The sequence below is a fragment of the Kitasatospora sp. NPDC093550 genome (assembly GCF_044764985.1).
Taxonomy (GTDB): domain Bacteria; phylum Actinomycetota; class Actinomycetes; order Streptomycetales; family Streptomycetaceae; genus Kitasatospora.
In genome coordinates, this window is record NZ_JBIWJF010000026.1 from 84638 (window position 1) to 105444 (window position 20807).

Annotated in this window: 15 protein-coding genes; 10 read left to right on the plus strand and 5 right to left on the minus strand. The window is 71.9% G+C overall.

Annotated features, from left to right (window positions below; translation table 11 throughout):
• Positions 1-7: 7 nt before the first annotated feature.
• Positions 8-1930 (minus strand): regulator, encoded by a 1923-nt coding sequence (locus tag ACIRD3_RS31825; protein WP_402223517.1) that lies wholly within the window; start codon positions 1928-1930, stop codon positions 8-10.
• A gap of 309 nt (positions 1931-2239) precedes the next feature.
• Here ACIRD3_RS31825 and ACIRD3_RS31830 point away from each other — a divergent pair, with 309 nt between their 5' ends.
• From ACIRD3_RS31830 to ACIRD3_RS31860, 7 genes are all read left to right on the plus strand, one after another.
• Entirely contained in the window at positions 2240-3001 is a 762-nt protein-coding gene (locus tag ACIRD3_RS31830) for a 3-hydroxybutyrate dehydrogenase (protein WP_402223518.1), read from the plus strand.
• 133 nt (positions 3002-3134) lie between these two features.
• A complete protein-coding gene (locus ACIRD3_RS31835; protein ID WP_402223520.1) occupies positions 3135-4517 on the plus strand; it encodes an MFS transporter in 1383 nt (460 codons plus the stop codon).
• A 66-nt stretch (positions 4518-4583) separates the two neighbouring features.
• Positions 4584-6503, plus strand: a complete 1920-nt coding sequence (locus ACIRD3_RS31840) for a helix-turn-helix domain-containing protein (RefSeq protein WP_402223522.1) — start codon at positions 4584-4586, stop codon at positions 6501-6503.
• Positions 6504-6626: 123 nt separating this feature from the next.
• Complete coding sequence (gene lipB, locus ACIRD3_RS31845) at positions 6627-7397, plus strand: lipoyl(octanoyl) transferase LipB (protein WP_402223524.1); 771 nt, start codon at positions 6627-6629, stop codon at positions 7395-7397.
• Positions 7398-7565: 168 nt separating this feature from the next.
• Positions 7566-8519 carry a lipoyl synthase gene (lipA, locus tag ACIRD3_RS31850; RefSeq protein ID WP_402223526.1) on the plus strand — a complete coding sequence of 318 codons (954 nt, stop codon included), beginning with the start codon at positions 7566-7568 and terminating at the stop codon, positions 8517-8519.
• A gap of 261 nt (positions 8520-8780) precedes the next feature.
• Complete coding sequence (locus ACIRD3_RS31855; RefSeq protein ID WP_402223528.1) at positions 8781-8981, plus strand: hypothetical protein; 201 nt, start codon at positions 8781-8783, stop codon at positions 8979-8981.
• A gap of 124 nt (positions 8982-9105) precedes the next feature.
• Positions 9106-9804, plus strand: a complete 699-nt coding sequence (locus ACIRD3_RS31860) for a DUF4191 domain-containing protein (protein WP_402223530.1) — start codon at positions 9106-9108, stop codon at positions 9802-9804.
• 81 nt (positions 9805-9885) lie between these two features.
• On the opposite strand, the gene ACIRD3_RS31865 is transcribed toward ACIRD3_RS31860, so the two are convergent.
• Complete coding sequence (locus ACIRD3_RS31865; protein ID WP_402223532.1) at positions 9886-10353, minus strand: RDD family protein; 468 nt, start codon at positions 10351-10353, stop codon at positions 9886-9888.
• Positions 10354-10640: 287 nt separating this feature from the next.
• Here ACIRD3_RS31865 and glnA point away from each other — a divergent pair, with 287 nt between their 5' ends.
• Positions 10641-12053, plus strand: a complete 1413-nt coding sequence (gene glnA, locus ACIRD3_RS31870; RefSeq protein WP_402223534.1) for a type I glutamate--ammonia ligase — start codon at positions 10641-10643, stop codon at positions 12051-12053.
• A gap of 259 nt (positions 12054-12312) precedes the next feature.
• Here glnA and ACIRD3_RS31875 read toward each other — a convergent pair whose 3' ends face one another.
• Positions 12313-13806, minus strand: coding sequence for a hypothetical protein (locus ACIRD3_RS31875; protein WP_402223536.1), 1494 nt, complete (start codon positions 13804-13806; stop codon positions 12313-12315).
• Between the two features lie 235 nt (positions 13807-14041).
• Between ACIRD3_RS31875 and ACIRD3_RS31880 the strand changes: the two genes are divergently transcribed.
• The gene (locus ACIRD3_RS31880; protein ID WP_402223538.1) at positions 14042-14212 is read left to right on the plus strand and encodes a hypothetical protein; all 171 of its coding nucleotides are present in this window, start codon (positions 14042-14044) and stop codon (positions 14210-14212) included.
• 15 nt (positions 14213-14227) lie between these two features.
• Here ACIRD3_RS31880 and ACIRD3_RS31885 read toward each other — a convergent pair whose 3' ends face one another.
• Positions 14228-14599: a hypothetical protein gene (locus ACIRD3_RS31885; RefSeq protein WP_402223539.1), complete on the minus strand. Its 372-nt coding sequence runs from the start codon at positions 14597-14599 to the stop codon at positions 14228-14230.
• Positions 14600-14952: 353 nt separating this feature from the next.
• A complete protein-coding gene (gene mobF, locus ACIRD3_RS31890; RefSeq protein ID WP_402223541.1) occupies positions 14953-19977 on the minus strand; it encodes a MobF family relaxase in 5025 nt (1674 codons plus the stop codon).
• A gap of 315 nt (positions 19978-20292) precedes the next feature.
• On the opposite strand from mobF, the gene ACIRD3_RS31895 reads away from it, so the two are divergent.
• On the plus strand, positions 20293-20757 hold the full coding sequence (locus tag ACIRD3_RS31895; protein WP_402223543.1) for a hypothetical protein: 465 nt from the start codon (positions 20293-20295) through the stop codon (positions 20755-20757).
• Positions 20758-20807 lie beyond the last annotated feature (50 nt).

Here is a 20807-nt window from a genome sequence, read left to right on the forward strand (position 1 = left end):
TCCCTGGTCAGATCACCCCCGCCTGGCGGGCCGTCTCCTCGAAGGCGCGGGCCACCGGGCTGCCGCGGTAGGGGGTGAGGCGGCGGTGGAAGTCCCGGACGTACTCCAGCGAACGGGCCGAGCGCATCTCCCCGGCCGCCCGCAGCGCGTCGGTGGCCATGGTGCAGGCCTCGTCGAGGTCCCCCATCCCGAGCCGGGCGGTGGCCAGCACCAGCCGGCAGAAGATCCGGCTGCGCGCGTAGGCGGGCGAACGCAGCCGCAGCGACTTCTCGGCGTGCTGCGCGGCGGTGCGCCACTGCTGCAGGTCGCGGTAGCAGTGGGCGAACTCGTCGGAGAGCTGCGCCTCGTCGAAGTAGCGCGCCCAGGAGGGCAGTTCGTCGCCGGTGCGGGACGCCGCGAGCGCCCGTTCGGCGCGCACCAGCGCGGTGGTGCAGGACCGGACGTCGCCCAGCAGGCCGTGCCCGCGGGCCTCCGCGGCGTGCATCAGCGACTGGACCACCGGCGGGACGGCGGTGCCCACGCCCTGCTGGGCGACCCGGGCGAGCTGGACCGCCTCCCGGCCGTGGCCGAGGTGGACGGCCTGCTGGCTCATCGTCACCAGCACGTAGCCGCCGAGCGCGCGGTCCCCGGCGGCCTGGGACAGTCGCAGAGCCTGGACGAAGTAGCGCTGGGCGAGGCCGTGCGCGGCGATGTCGAAGGACGTCCAGCCGGCCAGCCTGGTCAGGTCGGCGACCGCCCCGAACAGGGCCCGGCCGATCTGCTCGCCGTAGCGGCCGCGCAGCATCGGCTCGGCCTCGCTCTCCAGGTAGCGGACCAGCGCCTGGCGGGCGTGGCCGCCGCCGTAGGCGTGGTCGAGCGCGCGGAAGAGGTCGCCGACGGCGCGGATCGCCGCGATGTCGCCGCGGCCGACCCGCAGGGCCGGGCGGGACTCGCGGGCCGGGTCGGTGTACGGCGGCTCGACGGCGACCGGCGGGCGGCGGCTCTGGGTGGGCACCCGGCCGATGGTGGGGGCGGTCCCGGTCGTCCCGGCCGTGCGCGCGGTGGGCGGTCCGCCGGTGCCATGCGGGCCGGGGCCGCCGTGGGCACCGGGGGTGCCGTGCAGGCCGGGGGCGCCCGGGGCCGGGCCGCGCGCCGGGCTCGCGGGCGATGCGCCGGGCGCGCCCTGTGCGGGGGCGCCGGGGCCGGAGCCGGCCCCGGCCGACGGCGGGCCGGTGGCGGTGTCCGGACGGACCAGGGTGGAGCCGTCCCGGGCGACCCGCTCGTCGGTGCGGCCGATCAGCCAGTCCCGGCTGGGGACGACCAGGCCGGCCGGGGTGAAGGCGATCCGGCGCAGCTCGGACTGCGGGCCGTTGTCCTTGCGCCACATGCTCGCCACGATGTCCACCGCTTCCTGCGGGGTCTCGGCGAACTCCAGGCCGGCGTAGACCGGGGCGCAGGCGTCCAGGCCGAGGTCCTGGGCGGTGAGGCGGCGGCCGAGGCGGCGGGTGAAGACCTCCGCGATCAGGGCCGGGGTGGCGCCGCGGGGCTGCTGGCCGCGCAGCCAGCGGGTCACCGAGGTCTTGTCGTAGCGCAGGTCCAGGCCGTGCTCCAGGCCGAGCTGGTCGACCCGGCGGGCCAGGCCGGCGTGCGAGAAGCCGGCCTCCTCGATCAGCGCGGCCAGCTGGCCGTTCTGCGGCGCCGGGCCGGAGTGGCCGGCGCTCCGCGCGGGCGCGGGGGTGGCGGGGGTCTCGTGCCGGTCGGGTGTGGCCTGCGCGGGCAGCCGCAGTTCGTCGGCGGTCGGATCGTCGGCGGTCAGCGTGTCGCCGGTCAGGGCGTCGGTAGCCAGGGCGTCGGGGGCGTCCGGAAGGGTCCGGCCGACCGGACCTCGGTGCTGGCCGAGCGGGTCGAGCGGTCCGTACGCCGGGCTGTCGGTTGCAGGCCGTTGGGGCATGTCTGTCAACACCTCTCGGACGTCGCACCGGGCTCTACCAGCACTTCGGCGGCCTGGGGCGGCGCCCCCTGTCGGGAATCGGCGTGAATGTAGCGAGCATTCGGGCGCTATGGGTGGATCTGACCGAGCAATCCTCCGAACGGGTGAAGCAACCGCGCCCATTGTGGGGAAGCACGGCCACCATGGGTTTGGCCTTCCGCGGTCGAACCGTCGATCGAGGGTCGTAGTGGTTGGCGCCATAGTCCGGCGGGATGCTGTGGTGCCCCGCCACATGGGAGCCGGACCGCCGGATTCCTACCGTTCTCGGCCATGGACACCACTTCAGCCCGCCCGCTCGACGGCCGCACGGCCCTGGTGACCGGGGCCGCCTCGGGCATCGGCCGGGCCTGCGCCGAGGCCTTCGCCGGGGCCGGCGCCCGGGTCTACGTCGTCGACCTCGCGGCCGGTCCGGCCGAGGAGCTCGCCCGGCGCATCGGCGGACGCGCCATCGTCACCGATCTCTCCGACCCCGCGGCCGTGGACGCCCTGCCGGGCGACGCCGACATCGTGGTCAACAACGCCGGGCTCCAGCACATCGCGCCGGTGCACGAGTTCCCGCCCGACCGCTTCACGCTCCTCCAACGCGTCATGGTCGAGGCGCCGTTCCGGATCCTGCGCCGGACCCTGCCGCACATGTACGAGCGGGAGTGGGGACGGATCGTCAACGTCTCCTCCGTCCACGGCCTGCGGGCCAGCGCCTTCAAGTCCGCCTACGTCACCGCGAAGCACGCCCTGGAGGGCCTGAGCAAGACCGTCGCCCTGGAGGGCGCCCCGCACGGCGTCACCAGCAACTGCATCAACCCCGGTTACGTCCGGACCCCCCTGGTGGAGAAGCAGATCGCCGCCCAGGCCCTCGTGCACGGCATCCGCGAGGACGAGGTCGTCGAGCGGATCATGCTCGACCGCACCGCCGTGAAGCGCCTCATCGAGCCCGACGAGGTGGCCCGACTCGCGCTCTGGCTCTGCTCCCCCGCCGCCTCCTACCTCACCGGCGCCAGCATCCCGCTCGACGGCGGCTGGACGGCGCACTGACCGACGTGACGGGTCATGGCTCCGGACGCCATGCAACGACCCGCCGCTGTATGGCCCGGCCACATGGGCCTCCGCCCCGCGGATTCCTACCTTGTGGCGACATCGTCTCCCCCGGCCCTGGAAGTGGTGGCACATGAACGCCTCTGCACGCGGTACGGCTGCGCGCGGCCCGCGCCCGAGCTCACTCCCGAGAGTGGTGGCAGCCAGCCTGATCGGCACGACCATCGAGTGGTACGACTACTTCCTCTACGGAACGGCGGCGGCGCTGGTGTTCGGGAAGCTGTTCTTCCCGCACAGCGATCCGCTGACCGGGACGCTGCTGTCCTTCCTGACCTACGCGATCGGGTTCGCCGCGCGGCCGCTCGGGGCGCTGGTGTTCGGGCACTTCGGGGACCGGGTCGGGCGGAAGAAGCTGCTGGTGGTGAGCCTGCTGCTGATGGGCGGGTCGACCACCGCGATCGGGCTGCTGCCCACCTACGACACGGCCGGGATCGCGGCGCCGGTGCTGCTGACGGCGCTGCGGCTGGTGCAGGGCTTCGCGCTCGGCGGTGAGTGGGGCGGGGCCGTCCTGCTGGTGTCGGAGCACGGGGACCGGCGGCGGCGCGGCTTCTGGGCCTCCTGGCCGCAGGGCGGGGCGCCGGCCGGGAACCTGCTGGCGGCGGGGGTGCTGTCGCTGATGACCTCGGTGCAGTCGGACGCGGCCTTCCTGTCCTGGGGCTGGCGGGTGCCGTTCCTGCTGTCCGCGGTGCTGGTGGGGGTCGGGATGTGGATCCGGCTCGCGGTGGAGGAGTCCCCGCTGTTCCGGCAGGCGGTGGCGAATCGTCCCGAGGCCGAACAGGCGCCGCTGGTCGGGGTGTTGAGGCACCACTGGCGGGAGGTGCTGGTGGCCATGGGGGCGCGGATGGCGGAGAACATCTCCTACTACGTGATGACGACCTTCGTGCTGGCCTACGCCGTCGGCCACGCGCACTTCGGCAAGCAGAGCGCGCTGAACGCCGTCCTGATCGCCTCGGCCGTCCAGTTCGCGCTGATCCCGCTGTTCGGGGCGCTGTCGGACCGGGTCGGCCGCAAGCCGGTGTACCTGGTGGGCGCGATCGGGGTCGGGGTCTGGGCGTTCGTGTTCTTCGGGATGGTGGACACCCGCTCCTTCGGCTCGCTGGTCCTCGCGGTGACCGTCGGGCTGGTCTTCCACAGCGCCATGTACGCACCCCAGGCGGCCTTCTTCTCCGAGCTGTTCGCGACCCGGCTGCGGTACTCGGGCGCCTCGATCGGCGCCCAGTTCGCCTCGGTGGCGGCCGGCGCTCCGGCGCCGCTGATCGCGACCGCGCTGCTCAAGGACTACGGCACCTCGACGCCCATCTCGGTGTACGTGGCCGTCGCGGCGGCCGTCACCGTCCTGGCCGTCCTGTGCGGGCGGGAGACCAGGGGGCAGGACCTCGCCGGGAGCGGGGAGCGGACGGGTCGGCAGGAGCAGCCGGAGGACGCCTCGGCACTCGGAAAGCCCGCCGTGGCCTGAGGGTTGAGCCGCTACCATCGCGATTCCCCGGAATCGACGGACCGACGCCGATTGGCGGCACGCACCATGGACCACCCCCACGACGGCGCCGCGCCCGCGCTGCGGCGACTGCTCGACCTGCTCGCCTCGGGAGCCGCCACCGAGGACTTCGCCGAGGTGCTGGCCGACGCCCGCCGCCGCGGGGCGCCGGCCGCGGTCCTCGCCGAGATCGACGACGCCACCTGGCAGGCCCTGCGGGTGCACCGCACCCTGCGTCAACACCGGCGCCGCGAAGCCGAGTTGACCGCGCTGTTCGACACCGCCGGGGACCTCGCCGCCTCCCGGGACCTGGACACCGTGCTGCAGGCGATCGTCCGCCGGGCCCGGATGCTGCTCGGCACCGACACCGCGTACCTGACCCTGCCGGACGAAGCCGCCGGCGACACCTACATGCGGGTCACCGACGGCTCGGTGTCCGTCCTGTTCCAGACCCTGCGGCTCAGCCTCGGCGACGGCCTGGGCGGTCTGGTCGCGCAGACCGCCCGGCCGTACGCGACCCCCGACTACCGCACCGACGACCGCTTCCACCACACCGGCACGATCGACGCGGGCGTGCTGGACGAGGGCCTGGTGGCGATCATCGGGGTGCCGCTGCTGCTCGGCGGTCAGGTCATCGGGGTGCTGTTCGCCGCCGACCGCTCGCCGCGCGCCTTCTCCCCCGACGAGGTCGCGCTGCTCTGCACGCTGGCCGCGCACGCCGCGATCGCGCTGGACACCGCCAAGTCGCTGGCCGACACCCGGGCCGCGCTGGCCGAGCTGAACGCCGCCAACGAGCTGGTCCGGGCCCACTCCGCCGCCGTCCAGCGCGCCGAGCAGGCGCACGACCGGCTCACCGACCTGGTGCTGCGCGGCGCCGAGGTCCCGGACGTCGCCGCCGCCGTCGCGGCGCTGCTGGACGGCGAGATAGCGGTCCTCGACGCCGAGGGCGAGCCACTGGCCGGACGCTCCGCGCCCGCGGCAGAGCTGGCCGCGGCCGTCACCGCCTCCCGTACCGAAGGACGGTCCGTACGGCACGGCGAGCTGTGGGTCTGCGCGGTGCTCGCCGGGCACGACACCCTCGGCACCCTGGTGCTGCGCGGCCGGCCCGACCTCGACGACGCCGACCGGCGGCTGTTCGAGCGGGCGAGCGTGGTGACCGCGCTGCTCCTGCTGCTGCGCCGCTCGGTGGCCGAGACCGAGAACCGGGTCCGCGGCGAGCTGCTCACCGACCTGCTGACCGCGCCCGACCGCGACCCGGCCGGGCTCACCGCACGCGGCCGCCGGCTCGGCGTCGACCTCGCCCGGCCGCACCTGGTGCTGGTCGCGGAGCCCGCCGGTCCGACCGGCTCCGCCGGCCTCGACCGGGGCCGGCTGGCGGGCGCGGCCCGGCGGTACCTGTTCGGCTCCCGGGGCGTCAGCGCCGAGCACGCCGAGGCGGTGGTGCTGCTGGTGCCGGTCGAGACCGGAAGCACCGACGACCCCGAGGAGACCGCCCGACAGGCCGCCGAACGGCTGGCCAGGCTGGCCGGGTTCCCGGTCACCGTCGGCGCCGGCCGCCCCTGCGCCGGACCGACCGCGCTGGCCGCCTCCTACGCCGAGGGCCTGCGCTGCGTCCGGGCGCTGCGGGTGCTCGGCCGCGCCGGGGAGGGCGCCTCGGCCCGCGCGCTCGGCTTCCTGGGGGTGCTGCTCGGCGACGGCCACGACGTGGACGGCTTCGTCGGGGCGGCGCTCGGTCCGCTGCTCGCCTACGACGCCAGGCGCGGCACCGAGCTGGTCCGCACCCTGCGCGCCTACTTCGACTGCGGCGGCAGCCTCACCCGGGCCAAGGACGAGCTGCACGTCCACGTGAACACGGTGGTCCAGCGGCTGGACCGGGTCGAGGCGCTGCTCGGGCGGGACTGGAACCACCCGGAGCGCTCGCTGGAGCTCCAGCTCGCCCTGCGGCTGCGGCTCCTCGCGGGTGGCTGAGGCGAGGCGGCCGCTCGCGGGCGGCTGAGGGGGACCGCTCGGGCTGGGCGTACAGTGGCGAGGTTGGTCTCGAACGCCCGGCAAGGAGCAAAGACGGTGAGCGAGAACGTGCGTTTTGTTCGCATGGGCATAGGCGAGCGCCACGTCCCCTACCAGGAGGCGTGGGAGGAGCAGCAGCGGCTGCACGCGCTGCGGGTGGCGGACGAGATCCCCGACACCGTCCTGCTGCTGGAGCACCAGTCGGTGTACACCATGGGCAAGCGCACCAACCCCGCCGACCTGCCGCTGGACGGCACCCCGGTGGTCGAGGTCAACCGGGGCGGCGAGATCACCTGGCACGGCCCCGGCCAGCTGGTCGGCTACCCGATCGTCAAGCTGCCCGACCCGATCGACGTGATCGCCTACGTCCGCCGACTGGAGGAGGCCCTGATCCGCGCGGCCGCCGAGTTCGGCGTGGAGACCACCCGGGTCGAGGGCCGCAGCGGGGTGTGGGTGCTGGGCCGGTCCATCCCGGACGCCGTGGTCGACCCGGCCCAGGTGGTGGACATCGGCAAGCTGACCCTGCGGATGGGCCTTCCGCTGGGCATCGACCCGCGACTGGCCGGCCCCGAGTACGCGCCCTCCAACGCCGGGCAGCGCGGCGACGACCGCAAGCTCGCCGCGATCGGCGTGCGGGTCGCCCGCGGGGTGACGATGCACGGCTTCGCGCTCAACTGCGACCCGGACATGACCTGGTTCGACAAGATCGTGCCGTGCGGCATCCGGGACGCGGGCGTGGCCTCGCTCTCCGGCGAGCTGAACCGCGGGCTCCCCGCCGCCGAGGCGGCGCCGGTGGTCGAGCGGCACCTCGCGGAGCTCTTCGCCGAACTGCCCGAACCGGCGCTCAGCCGCTGACGCTTCCGGTGCCGCCGGCGCCCCGACGGGGCGGGAATCCGGCCGCGCACTGGGAATCTACCGACCGGTAGCCGCGTTGCCCTGCGATTGCAGGGCGGCAGGCCCGGCGAAGGCCGTACAACCACAGGCGTACCCTGGGGGTACCCCGTCTAGTTCTAGGAGTCGCACGTGTCCGCTGTCGCGCCCGACGGCAGGAAGCTGCTCCGCCTGGAGGTCCGCAACAGCGAGACCCCCATCGAGCGGAAGCCCGAGTGGATCAAGACCCGCGCGAAGATGGGCCCGGAGTACAACGCCCTCCAGTCGCTGGTGAAGAAGGAGGGGCTGCACACGGTCTGCCAGGAGGCCGGCTGCCCCAACATCTTCGAGTGCTGGGAGGACCGCGAGGCGACCTTCCTCATCGGCGGCGACCAGTGCACCCGCCGCTGCGACTTCTGCCAGATCGACACCGGCAAGCCCGCCGAGTTCGACCGCGACGAGCCGCGCCGGGTCGCCGAGTCCATCGTCACCATGGACCTCAACTACGCCACCATCACCGGCGTCGCCCGCGACGACCTGGAGGACGGCGGCGCCTGGCTGTACGCCGAGACCGTGCGCCAGGTGCACGCGATGACCGCCGACCGCGCGAGCGGCCGCACCGGCGTCGAGCTGCTGATCCCCGACTTCAACGCCGTGCCCGAGCAGCTGGCCGAGGTCTTCTCCTCCCGTCCCGAGGTGCTCGCGCACAACGTCGAGACGGTGCCGCGGATCTTCAAGCGGATCCGCCCGGCCTTCCGCTACGAGCGCTCGCTGGACGTCATCACCCAGGCCCGCGCGGCCGGGCTGGTCACCAAGTCCAACCTGATCCTCGGCATGGGCGAGACCCGCGAGGAGGTCAGCCAGGCCCTCGCCGACCTGGTCGGCGCCGGCTGCGAGCTCATCACCATCACCCAGTACCTGCGCCCCTCGCTGCGCCACCACCCGGTGGAGCGCTGGGTCAAGCCGCAGGAGTTCGTCGAGCTCCAGCAGGAGGCCGAGGAGCTGGGCTTCGCGGGCGTCATGTCCGGCCCGCTGGTGCGTTCCTCGTACCGGGCCGGCCGGCTGTACCGGCAGGCGCTGGAGCGGCGCGAGCAGGCCGCGGTCTGACGGTCGGGCGCCGACGGGTCCCCGGTCGGGTTTGAGCCATTGGAAGGGCGGAGCCGCGGCTCCGCCCTTCCGGGTTTCACCACGCTTTGACTGCCTGGTCACGGGCTGGTAACACGAGGTGGGGACGATGGACGCCCGGCGAGCGTTCGATTCATCCCGGCCACGCCCGACCGAGCGCAACCGAGCTCGGCCGGTCCGGGCCGAGCTGGACCGGGCTCAGCCGAGCTCGGCGGGGCTCGGCCACGAGAGGAGCTGTTCGGCATGGAGATGCGGATCCGGTCGATGGGGGCGGCGCTGCGGTTCGCCGAGAGCGTCCTGCTGGCGCCCGGCCAGCGGCACGCCCGGCGCAACGCCTGGGCGGCCGTGTGCGAGAACCGCCGGTACGCGGCGGACCGCCGGCACGACGCGGTGGCGGCGGCCGGGACGACGGAACCGGCCGGGGCCCGGTCCGTACGGCACTGAGGCCTCGGCGCCCCCGGGCGCCGGAGCCGCGACGTCGCTGTGCGCGACGGTGTGCGGGCACACGGGTCACGGTTCGGGCGAACGGGTACCCGGGCTTGGATATCCCGTACCGGTGCCACGTACCATGAGCGTTATGGCGAGGGAAACATCCGAGAACCCCGGGCGACTGAAGCAGATCCGCCTGGCGTACACCATGACCAAGAAGGTCGACACCAAGATCGGCCTGATCATCGCCGGCGTCGGCCTGCTGACCTTCGGCGTGTTCCTCGCCATCGGCTTCGCAATCGACCACCCCGTCTACCTGGGCATCCTGGGCTTCATCGTGGCCGTGCTGGCCATGGCGATCGTCTTCGGGCGCCGGGCCGAGCGCGCCGCGTTCGGACAGATGGAGGGGCAGCCGGGCGCCGTCGCGGCGGTGCTGAACAACATCCGGCGCGGCTGGAGCGCCAACACCACCCCGGTCGCGGTCACCCGCAACCAGGACGCGGTCTACCGCGCGGTGGGCCGGGCCGGCATCGCGCTGATCGGCGAGGGCAACCCGAACCGGGTGCGCCAGCTGCTGGCGTCCGAGAAGAAGAAGATGGCCCGCGTGGTCGGCGACGTGCCGGTGCACGACATCGTCGTCGGCAACGGCGAGGGTGAGATCCCGCTGAAGAAGCTGCAGATCCACCTCATGCGCCTGCCCCGCGCCATCACCGCCGCCCAGGTCACCGAGACCAACGACCGGCTGCGCGCGCTGGGCGACCTGCTCTCCAAGGCGCCGATCCCCAAGGGCCCGATGCCGAAGGGCGCCCGGATGCCCAAGGGCGGCCAGGCCCGCTGACCTCCCCCGACCACACCAGAACGGCCCCGCCGCGGAAGCTCCGCGGCGGGGCCGTTTCGTCGTCCCGACGGGGCCGGGCCGTCAGATCCGGACCTCGACGGTGCCGACCGCCTTGTCGTGCAGACCGCGGGTGTCGCGGTCCCAGACCAGCGGGGGCACCACCAGGCAGAGCAGCAGGGTGCGCAGCAGGACCTGCGGGATGGTCGCGCGGCCGCCGTCCAGGCGGACCACCCGGAGGCCGAACAGCCGCTTGCCGACCGTCGTGCCGGTGGTGGCCAGCAGCAGGGCCGCGACGAGGAAGAACAACGGGCTGGTCCACAGGTTGGCCTCGACCGCGTCGCCGCGGGCGATCAGGCCGTAGGAGATCAGGGCGACGAGCCAGCCGTCCACGAACAGCGCGCCGATCCGGCGGCCGGGGCCGGCCAGCGAGCCGGGGCCCTCCTCGGGCAGTCCGAGGCGCTCGCCGCGGTAGCCGAAGTCGGCGCCCATCTTCTCGGCGGCCGCCTTGGGGCCGTCGATCCACGATCCCAACGCTTCTCTGGTGTCCACGAATCCACACTAACCGGGCTGACGGCGCGCGCCGTCACCGGCACCCCTCCGGGCGGGGCGCCCGTCCACGACCGGGTGAATCCCCTGCACGGGGCGTTCCCGGCGGGTTTCCAAGTGGTCCAGACCACTTGCGGGAGGCGGCCCAGGTGGGCGGGGTGATTTGCCCCGTCCCGTACGTCTTTGCCGCCCGGCCGGGGGGCGTGGTTAACATCGAGGAAACGAGAGGGTCACCGGCCGGAAACGACCCATTCCTAGGGTGAGCCCCATTCGCACGCCGAGGAGGATGGATGTTCAACAACGCCGCCGAAGTGAAGCAGTTCATCCAGGACAACGACGTGAAGTTCGTCGATGTCCGATTCTGCGACCTGCCGGGCGTCTTGCAGCACTTCTCCGTACCTGCGGCGACCTTCGATCCGTCCGAGATCCTGATGTTCGACGGCTCGTCGATCCGCGGCTTCCAGGCCATCCACGAGTCCGACATGGCCCTCGTCCCGGACCTCGCCACCGCCCGCCTCGACCCCTTCCGGGCCGAGAAGCACCTCAACATCAACTTCTTCATCCAGGACCCGGTCACCGGCGAGGCGTACAGCCGTGACCCGCGCAACGTCGCCAAGAAGGCGGAGGCCTACCTCGCCTCCTCCGGCATCGCCGACACCGCGTTCTTCGGGCCCGAGGCCGAGTTCTACGTCTTCGACTCGGTCCGCTTCGAGACCAGCGCCAACGCGTCGTTCTACCACATCGACTCGGAGGCCGGCGCCTGGAACAGCGGCGCCGCCGAGGGCGACGCGCGCGGCTACAAGGTCAAGTACAAGGGCGGCTACTTCCCCGTCCCGCCGGTCGACCACTTCGCCGACCTGCGGGCCGAGATGTCGCTGGAGCTCGCCAAGGCCGGGCTGGAGGTCGAGCGCCAGCACCACGAGGTCGGCACGGCCGGCCAGGCGGAGATCAACTACCGCTTCAACACCCTGCTGCACGCCGCCGACGACCTGATGCTGTTCAAGTACATCATCAAGAACGTCGCCTGGCGGAACGGCAAGACCGCCACCTTCATGCCGAAGCCGATCTTCGGCGACAACGGCTCGGGCATGCACGTCCACCAGTCGCTGTGGACCGACGGCTCGCCGCTCTTCTACGACGAGCAGGGCTACGCCGGGCTCTCCGACACCGCCCGCTACTACATCGGCGGCCTGCTGCGGCACGCCCCCTCGCTGCTCGCGTTCACCAACCCGTCGGTGAACTCCTACCACCGCCTGGTGCCGGGCTTCGAGGCCCCGGTCAACCTGGTCTACTCGCAGCGCAACCGCTCGGCCGCGATCCGCATCCCGATCACCGGCTCCAACGCCAAGGCCAAGCGCATCGAGTTCCGCGCCCCGGACCCGTCCTCCAACCCCTACCTGGCCTTCTCCGCCATGCTGATGGCCGGCCTCGACGGCATCCGCAACAAGATCGAGCCGCTGGAGCCGGTCGACAAGGACCTCTACGAGCTGGCCCCCGAGGAGCACGCCAACGTCCCGCAGGTGCCCTCCTCGCTCCCGGCCGTCCTGGAGGCGTTGGAGGCCGACCACGAGTACCTGCTCGCCGGCAACGTCTTCACGCCGGACCTGATCGAGACCTGGATCGACTTCAAGCGCACCAACGAGATCGCCCCGATCGCCCTCCGGCCCCACCCGCACGAGTTCGAGCTCTACTACGACCTCTGAATCGACCCCCATGGGCCACCTGGCCAGGAGGCCGTTTTAGGGGTTCTGACCTGCGAAAACGTCTCTCGTGGACTCTCGTCGCTACTCGTCCGTCCTCGCCCTCATGTGAAATGAGTGTGAAATGGCGACGCCGATAGCTGATGGAGAGTCAGTAGCGCCGGGGGTCGTCACGCTCTTCACGGAGTGTGACGACCCCCCGTTCCTGCCTCCACCCCGGCTCTGCCGCCGGCCCAGGCATCCTCGCCGCTTCCAGGCCCAGCTAGACGGCAGGAGCCTGGGCCTTGTACAGCAATGCCCCCAGAAGCTGAACTGCTTCTTCACGTCGCTTCGTGAAGCGGTAGCTGTCGCGGAAGGGTTTGGTTTTCAGGGCTGCGTGCAGCTGGACGGCCTTGGGCTCGTTGACAGCGACAAGCACAGTAAGAAAGCGTGACAAGAACTCGGTATCCGTGCCGTCCGCAGCTTCCCAGAGATAGCGTGCCGCCTCCTCCAGCAGTCCGTCGCTGAGGTGCTCGGCAGCGGACCGCAAGATCATGTCCTGGCTTGCGGGGTCTGTGCCAGCTCGAACGGCCCTCCAGAAGTCTTCCGGAACGACGAATGAGTGCTTCTCGAAGTAGTAGCCGAGCATCGTCACGACCCAAGGCGTGTCACGGCGGCCAGCCAGAATCAGTAGAACTTCCGCAGCTGGCGCGTGGTCCCCGTAGCGGTAACGCAAGGCGTCGAGGGCACTCTTCCAATGGTCGGCATTGGCATCAAGGTCCAGGGCAAGCACTTCCAGAGTGTGCGCGAGCTCTCCGACCGTCCGCCATCCTCCGATCCAGGCGCCGAACATGTCGTCCCACCCTCGAACACCAAGAGGGCCGGGGCGGTCTCGCCAACGGGAATGAAGCTCCATGATCTCCTCCCGGGAGCGCTGACCGCCGATAGCACGTAGCAGCTGACAGGCGACATGGAAGGTCACGGTGGGATGGTCCAGATCGGCGTCGGACCAGAATTCAGCAAGCTCCGCAAGATCGCGGGGGGATCGTGTCCGAGCAATGTCGACCAGCAGCATGTCGGCTTCCCGGTGCCGCCCTTGGCCGTCCAGCCAGGTTTGCAGCTCAACGAGCTGGCGAGTATCCATCGTCGCAGCGGCGTCCATCAGAAGCCGGTCTGCCTCGTACTCCTGCCCTGCGGCCCATCGGAGACCTACTGCCTCCTGAACCGCGAATGAGCTTCTCTCGGTCACCGTAGAGAGCTCCTGAACACGCGCCGCCTGGTAGTGCTGGAGCTCGCGCACACGGTTTCGCAGGTCCGCCACCAGCTGACGAAGCTGATCACCCGCCGCCGTCAGCGCTGTCACCTGACCCGCTTGGGCCGCTACACGAGCATCGGCCTCACTCAGTGACTCCGTAAGGGCAGCGATCCGCTCACGGTGCTCGGACAGTTCGGCATGGAGCCGCGCATTCGAAACGATCAGCGCGTCCAACTCGTGTCGCTTGGGATGCTTGAACTTCAGATACTGGAGCAGCAGCTCTACCACCTGCTCCCGGACGTCAGCGCCGACGGGGCCGCCTTGTCCGCCGCTGGCGTGTTCGGTGAGGCCGTAGACGAACTCCAGTGGCGGCGGCGAGTGCAGGTTCAGGATCTTGGACAGCTGGGCCGGCGGGATGCGGACCAGCTTGGCGTACTCGGCGTCGCTACGACCGGTGCGCCGGATGAGCCAACGGAGGCGGTCCTTCAATTCCTCTTCAACGTCTGCGATCGGAGTTTCCACCCGAGCAGTGTGGCAGCGGTTTCCGGCGCCGGAAACTTTTTCGTTCTTCTGGAGACGTCTGGCTCAACCCCAGCATGGGGGCATCCCGGAACCGCCGGTGAAGGACTCATCTGCCTGGAGGGCCAGCACAATGGGTGCTCGTTCGCTCATCACATCCCAGAGGCTCCGACTCCTGGTCACGAGTAGCGTGGTGCGGCGGATCGCGCTCTGCTGCACCACAGCAGTGGTTGGGGTGGTGACCTTCTTCTACGCCCGTTCCCACCCCGAGCTCAGCGGCCCACTCGAAGTCGGCATCGAGGCAGCAGCACTGGTCCTGGCGCTCGGTTCGCTCCTCCGGCGCCCGCATCGGAGGGCCGCACACACTGCTCAGGCCAGCGACGTCGGCCAGGGCAACACCACCACGTGAAGCGGACGGGCCGGTCTAGGCAGCGGGGGGTGGTTCCACCGGCTCGGGAGGCTCAACCTCACCTCGGCCGTTTCCTGCACTGACCGTCGGGACGCCCGGGGGCAAGCCGTTCTGTGCGCGGATCACTTCCGCTTGTGCGCGGATCACTTCGGCCTGGGCGGTCATGACGTCCGCGCCGGCCTTGCCCTTGGCTGTGACCAGTTTGGCGAAGGCCCCGACGACGCTGGCGATCACGTAGCCGACAATTCCGGTGATGCCGATTACGGCGGTAACGACAGGCCCTGCGTCGCCAGGGCCGAGCTGGCCGTGGGTGTTCCAGTGCTCGATCAGGACCGCGATGCTGCACCAGGCGAGGGCTGTGGAGAACCCCATCAGGAAGATGATCAAACCGATCAGGGCGACTCGCGGGCCACGCCGAAGGTCTCGCTCGTAGCGCCGACGGTCACCATCGCGGTCGGGCCGAACTACTTGGCTACGTCGTCTCCGCAGCCAGAATCGAAGAAACCGTCGCCCCCCGACCCTGCCGAGCCAGTAGGTCGGACGCCCACTCGACAGTTTGTTGAGGGCCCACCGGGCTGCGAGATAGTCGCTGAGTCCGTAGAGGGCACCAATCCCCCCTCCGAGCATGGCTAAGGCCGCAACCTGCATCACCACAGAGCTAACGCGCATGGCGCCGATCAAAGCAGTCCGGCGGACCAGTTGTCGGGCAAACTGCCTGATCTGACTACACCAGCCGCTGATCAGCGGAGGCGCGGGCCCTGCTGGTCCGGCTGAACCTGCTGCGGGCGCGGCTGGAGCGGCTGCCGCTGCTCGACCGGACGCTGGGCCGGGGCCTGGCGCTGGTCGACAGGCTCGACTCGGCGGTTCGGCGCGGGTCGGGCAGTGCGGGTGGTGGGCTGTCCTCCTCGCTGCTGGAGCTGGTCGCGGTGGGCTTGGCGCTCGGCCTGGCGGCCGGCTCGGCGGCGCTCGGCGAGGGTCGGCTGGCGGCGCTCCTCCGCCTGCGGCTGCTCGGGCTGGGTGGCCTCCGCGGTGAGCTGGCGGCGTTCGGCGAGCACCGTGCTGACGGACTCGGCGACGTGCTGCTGGGCCAGGGCGGCGTCGTCCAGGCGCGGTCGGCCGGCGAGCCAGGACGCGCCGGTCCGGACGGCGACGGCACGCAGGACCTCGGCCTGCTCCGCCTCGGGCAGCGTGCGGTAGACGTCGGCGGCGAGTCGGCGGAGGGCCTGCTGGTCACTGTCCGCGGTGGCCGCCGCCGCGGTGTTCGGGACGGTGGCGATGCGGCGGGCGGCGATGGCGGCTTCGGCTGCCTGCCAGTAGGCGTGGTGGCCGGTGCGGCCCTCCTCGATGTAGGGGCCGGCGGGCTGGGCAGCGTTGTCGTCGGTGACCCGGTACTGGTCGCGGTAGGCGGCGACGACAGCCAGTTGCTTCTCCCACTGGGCCCGCAAAGTGGGGTCGGTCGGGGCTTCGCCGAGGGTACGGCTCCACTCCGGCCGGTTCTCCACGGTGCGGTCGCCGAGCACCGAGACGCGATTGGCAATCAGCGTGGTGCTCTCGGTCAAGTACTCGTGGTGGCGCGGGTTGGCGGCGGTGGAGCGCGGAACCGGGCTGATCCAGGCCGGGAGGTCGGCGCGGCCGGAGGCGGCGCGGGTGTGGGCGAGGGCCTGCTGCTGGGCGTGCTGGAGAAGTTCGGGCAGAACGGTGCGGCCGGTCACTTCGGAGAGGGTGGTCTCCGCGGTGGTGCCGGTGTTCTCGATCGCCTTGAGGGTCCAGGCGAGGGTGCGCCACAGCTCCGTTTCGGCGCGGTCGTTCTGCTGGGCGGCGGTGGCCGGGGTGTTGGCGGCGAGGTGGCGGCCGATGCGCCAGGCGAGGACCTGGCTGAGGCTGTCGGCGCCGGTGAGCGGGCGCTGTTCGGCGACCTGGCGCAGCAGTACGGCGGGTTCGTGGCCGGCGGTCTCGGCACGGCGCAGGGCGGCGGTGAGGGCGGGCCAGGTGTTCTCGCCCAGGGCGCGGGTGGCGTGCTCGTTGCCGAGGACGGTGGTGATGAGGGCCTGGTGGCGGAGGGCTTCGGGGGCCTGATGGTGGTGTTCGGGGATGCCGTCGGTGGCCAGGGTGGTGCGGGCGGCGCGGGTCAGGGCGGTGACCGGGTCGCTGCCGCTGGTGGTCTCGGTGGCGGCGGCGGTGAGCAGGGTGGTGGTGTCGTGGCCGGTGCGGTCGGCGGCGGCCAGGGCGCCGGCGAGGTGGGGCCACTGCGGGTGGGCGGTGACGCGGTCGGTGGTGGTGTTGAGCGTGGTGGCGGCGGTGGTGGCGTAGCGGTTGAGGGTGTCGAGGGAGACGTGCGGGTGCGCGTCGGCGGCCTGGGCGGCGGCGGGCGCGATGTGCAGGGCGGCCGGCTGGTCGGTGGCGGTCTCGGGGTCGAGGCGGTGGGCAGGCAGGCCGGTGAGCTGCGCGACCAGGGCGGCGTAGCGGATGGTGTCGGCGGTGGTGGGTGCGTTGAGGTGGGCGGGGGCGGGGCGGTCTTCGGTGATGGTGTTCAGGCGCCAGGCGAGGGCCTGGGCCGGGGAGTCGGCGGTGGTCAGGTCGCCGCGCCAGGTGGCTGCGGCGAGCAGTCGCTCGGGCTGCCAGCCGGCGGCTTCGGCAGTGCGCAGTGCGCGGGTGACGGCGGTCATCGCGTCGTCGGTGGTGATCTGCTCGGCGAGGGCGGGGCCGAGGAGTCGGTGGATCAGCTGGTGGTAGTAGGGGGCGGTGAGGGTCTCGATGGCGTGCTGGTGGCGGGGCGCCAGGGTGGCCAGGGAGACGGCGTCCTCCTGGGCGTTGCGGATGGTCTCGGTGGCGGAGAGCTGGGCGCCTTCGCGGCCAAGGACGCGCTCCAGCACCTCGCGGGCGGCGAAGGAGTTGGGGTCGTTCTTGGGCTGGTCGAGCTGCTCGTCGGTGTCGAACGGGAGGAGGTCGTGGGTGGCGGTGTAGAGGGTGGTGGTGTGGCGGGCGCGGCTGAGCTGGACGTACAGCTCCTCGCGGGTGGTGTCGTCGGTGACCAGGGGGTGGGCGGTGTCGACGGTGCCGCCCTGGGAGCGGGTGATGGTGGAGGCGTAGAGCAGCTGGACGTTGGCTGCGACGTACTCGGCGGGCAGGGTGAGGCGTCCGCGGTGCTCCAGGTGGCGGACCTTGAGCGAGCCGTCCTCGTAGCGCTTGAGGACCTGCCAGGCGTCGCCGTTCTTGACGAAGTCCGCGCCCCGGTTGGTGGTGATCTTGCGGTTGTTCTCGCGGGTGACGATCCAGTCGCCGCGGCCCGCGCGGTTGCCGTCGCGCAGCAGCACGCCGTCGGTCTCGACCTGGCCGGCGGCCACGCGGTCCTCGCGGGCGCGGGCGGACAGGGCGGTGACGTCGGTGCCGGTGCGGGCGCTGATCAGGGTGGTGCGGCCGGCGAGCATGTCGGCCTTCCAGCCCTCGTAGGCGGCTTCGACCATGGCGGTGCGCGAGCCGCTGACCACCCGCTGGTTGGCGAAGTAGAAGTCCAGACCGGAGCTGTCGCCGGTGCGGATCTTGAGGGTGGCGGCGGCCTCGTCCTTGTTGCTGAACCGGTGGAGCGTGGTGAGTTCGACGGCGCCGGCTTCGGCGGCGATCAGCCGCAGCGCGCCGCCTGCCTCGACGCTGCCGAGCTGGCGGTAGTCGCCGAGCAGGCGCACGCTCGCGCCGTGCTCGGCGGCGATGCGGGTGAGGCGGTCCAGGTTGAGGGTGCCTGCCATCCCGGCCTCGTCCACCAGGACGACGTCGCCCGGGTTCAGCACGAAGCCGGCCCGGTTCGACGGCACGTTCTGGCCGGTGCTGAGCTGGGCGGCGTAGGTGCCGCCGGTGTGCTCCCAGAGGAACTTGTGGAGGTTCTCGGCGGGCTGGCCCAGGTCGCGGGCGAGGACGGCGGCGGAGGCCGCGGAGGTGGCGAGCGGGACGATGCGCTGGCCGGCCTGGTTGGCGACGTGGACGTACGCCTGCATCGCGGTGGTCTTGCCGGAGCCGGCCGGGCCCAGGCCCAGGGAGACCAGCCGGGTGTCGGTGGCGAACGCGGTGACGAGGGCGCGCTGGCCCTCGTCCAGGGCGCGGTGGCGGGCCTCGAAGCCGTCGATCGCGGCGCCGACGAAGGCCGGGTTCAGACCCTCGTTGACGGGGGTGAGGGCGGCGTCCACCAGGCGGCGCTCGGCGTCCAGGATGGCGGTGCTGGTGTAGCGGGTGGAGGCGTGCTGGACGAACACGGAGTCGCCGTTGGCGCGGCGCAGTTCCTCGGGCTCGTCGAGCAGCGCGGGGGCGTCGACGCGGATGCTGTGGGCCGGGGAGACGGCCTCGGTGACGATCGCCTCGACCAGCTGCCGGTGCTCGGTGGTGCTGGTGGTGGGGTGCTCGGAGCGGGCCAGGCGCTCGGCGTGGGCGCGCAGGTTCCACACCGTCCACACCGCGCGCTCCTCGCCGACGGCGGTGATCACGGCGGCGGCCAGGGTGGGGATCTCGACCGGCTTCGGCTCCTCCTGCCGGGCGGTGGCCGGGGTGTTTTCGGGCGCGGGGACGGCCGCCATCACGCGCCGGACGATGTCCTGGCCGTGGGCGGTGGTGACGGTGTGGGTCCAGTCGGCGCGCATCTCCTCCAGCGAGCGGGCGGCCTTCTTGCCCTCGCGGGTGTCGAGGTTGGCCTGGCGGGCGAGCTGGTGGGTCATCCCGCGGGAGGGGTCGTGCCTGTGGTCGCGCCGGTACTCCCGAAGGAGCTGCTCGTAGCGGGCTTCGATCTCGGTGCGGCGGGAGGAGAAGTGGGTGAGCGCCTCGGTGGGGACGCCGGCGATCTCGCGCACCGGCTGGCGCTTGGTGGCGGAGTCCTCGCGGGCCTCGAAGGTGACGCCGAGCCGGGCGGTCAGCTCGGTCTCGAAGCGGGAGTTGTAGAACTCGGAGGTGGCGACGGTCATCGCCAGCAGGCCGCGGGCGTCCAGCGAACGCCACTTCCCGTCGGCGCCCTGGATCTTGTTGGCGACGACGACGTGGGTGTGCAGGTTGGGGTCGCCGGCCCGGCTGTCGTAGTGGTCGAACGCGACGGCGACCAGGCCCTTGGTGTCGATCTGGGCCTGGCCGGTGCTGCCGGTGCGGGTGTGCGCGGCGTTCTCCTCCAGCAGCTCCAGCGCGGCATCGCGGGCGGCTTCGTGGGCCTCGCGGACGGCGGCGCGGACCTCAGGGCGCTCGTCCAGCGCCCACAGCACCGCCGCACTCTTCACCGGGGCGAAGACCAAGTCGAAGCCCGCGACGGCGGCGCGCTGGCGGCGCGACTCCTCCTGCTGGACCTTCTTGACCTCGGCGCTGGTGGGGGTGCGCCGGGTCTCCTTCTCGATGACGGCCAGGCGCCGCTCGACGCGCTCGGCGAACGGATCGAGGGGCTCGTACTCGGGGTACTTGCGGCCGAGGGTCGCGGCCTTGATCGCGGCGGCCTGGACGGCCTTCAGCTGGTCCTCGTCCATGTCGGCACGCACGTTGGCGGCCAGGTGCTCGGCGATGATCCGTTCGGCGTCCGGGTGCTGGCCGAGGCCGAACAGGTGCTTCATCTGCTGCTCGGTGACGGTGGTCCCGTCGAGTCCGAGCAGGGGCGCGCCGCGGCCGAGCCAGACGCCGGCCGGGTTGCCCTTCTGGGTGTAGTACTCCTCGGCGGACTGACCCCGCTGACGCTGTACGTCGCCGCCCGCGACCTGGCGCGTCAGGTAGGTGTAGCCGTTGCCGGCGGTGAGCTTGTGGATGGTCATCAACGCGACCACCCCCAGCTTTCCGATACCCGGGCGAGGGTAGGCGCGGCAGCTATTCGAGCCGCCGTTTCACCTGCCTCACCAAATGCCATGTGAGCACTTTAGCCCCGCGCAGCGGACCATGCTCAGAATATCTGCAAGAGGTGTCTGGATGGCTTCGTGATGCTGACAGATGGCCTGATCAGAGCGCTCACGGGAGCGGATGTGTGACGTGCGCCTCGATTTCCTTCTCGGATTCTCTCGATGTTTATTGACGTTTATCAAGAGGGATTCAAAGGGGTTTGCGGACTAGGCTTTTCCGGTTATGTTCGGTGCATGAGTGGACGAATTTCGGCGTCGCGGGCCAGTGCGGTCCGAGCGGCGCAGCAGGCGAAGGCAGCGCGGGACGCGGCGCGTCTCAAGCGCGAGCGGCAGGTGGAGTCGGCGCTGGCCGACTTCTACGAGCAGACGGGCAGGGCGGAGCATCTGCGGGCGACCGCACGGGCTCGGGCGGAGAAGATCCTGGCGGAGGCGGAGACGGCGGCGTTGGAGCCGGAGCGGCTGGCGCGCGAGGCGGTCGGGAAGCTCGCCGATCTGGGTGAGCCGCGCGATCAGATCGCGGAGCTGACGGGGCTGTCGCTGCCGGAGGTGCGGACGGTCCTGGCAGAGGTTGCCGGGGCCGGGAGGCCGGGCAGCGGCGACCGCCGGGACACCGATGCGATCGCGACCGCGGGGCCAGATCCGGGAAGCGCGACAACCGGCTGCGGCGACGCTGCGGGCGGCGAACCTGCGCAGGGCTGATGGGTCGGTGCCGGTGATGCTCGCACCGCCTCGCCCGCCACCGGCGTGAG

Bases quoted from the DNA above. Each gene is read 5' to 3' on its own strand.
- ACIRD3_RS31840 (WP_402223522.1), top strand. From the start codon at position 4,584: ATGGACCACCCCCACGACGGCGCCGCGCCCGCGCTGCGGCGACTGCTC.
- ACIRD3_RS31835 (WP_402223520.1), top strand. From the start codon at position 3,135: ATGAACGCCTCTGCACGCGGTACGGCTGCGCGCGGCCCGCGCCCGAGC.
- lipB (WP_402223524.1), top strand. From the start codon at position 6,627: ATGGGCATAGGCGAGCGCCACGTCCCCTACCAGGAGGCGTGGGAGGAG.
- ACIRD3_RS31860 (WP_402223530.1), top strand. From the start codon at position 9,106: ATGAGCGTTATGGCGAGGGAAACATCCGAGAACCCCGGGCGACTGAAG.
- mobF (WP_402223541.1), bottom strand. From the start codon at position 19,977: ATGACCATCCACAAGCTCACCGCCGGCAACGGCTACACCTACCTGACG.
- ACIRD3_RS31830 (WP_402223518.1), top strand. From the start codon at position 2,240: ATGGACACCACTTCAGCCCGCCCGCTCGACGGCCGCACGGCCCTGGTG.
- glnA (WP_402223534.1), top strand. From the start codon at position 10,641: ATGTTCAACAACGCCGCCGAAGTGAAGCAGTTCATCCAGGACAACGAC.
- ACIRD3_RS31855 (WP_402223528.1), top strand. From the start codon at position 8,781: ATGGAGATGCGGATCCGGTCGATGGGGGCGGCGCTGCGGTTCGCCGAG.
- ACIRD3_RS31895 (WP_402223543.1), top strand. From the start codon at position 20,293: ATGAGTGGACGAATTTCGGCGTCGCGGGCCAGTGCGGTCCGAGCGGCG.
- ACIRD3_RS31825 (WP_402223517.1), bottom strand. From the start codon at position 1,930: ATGCCCCAACGGCCTGCAACCGACAGCCCGGCGTACGGACCGCTCGAC.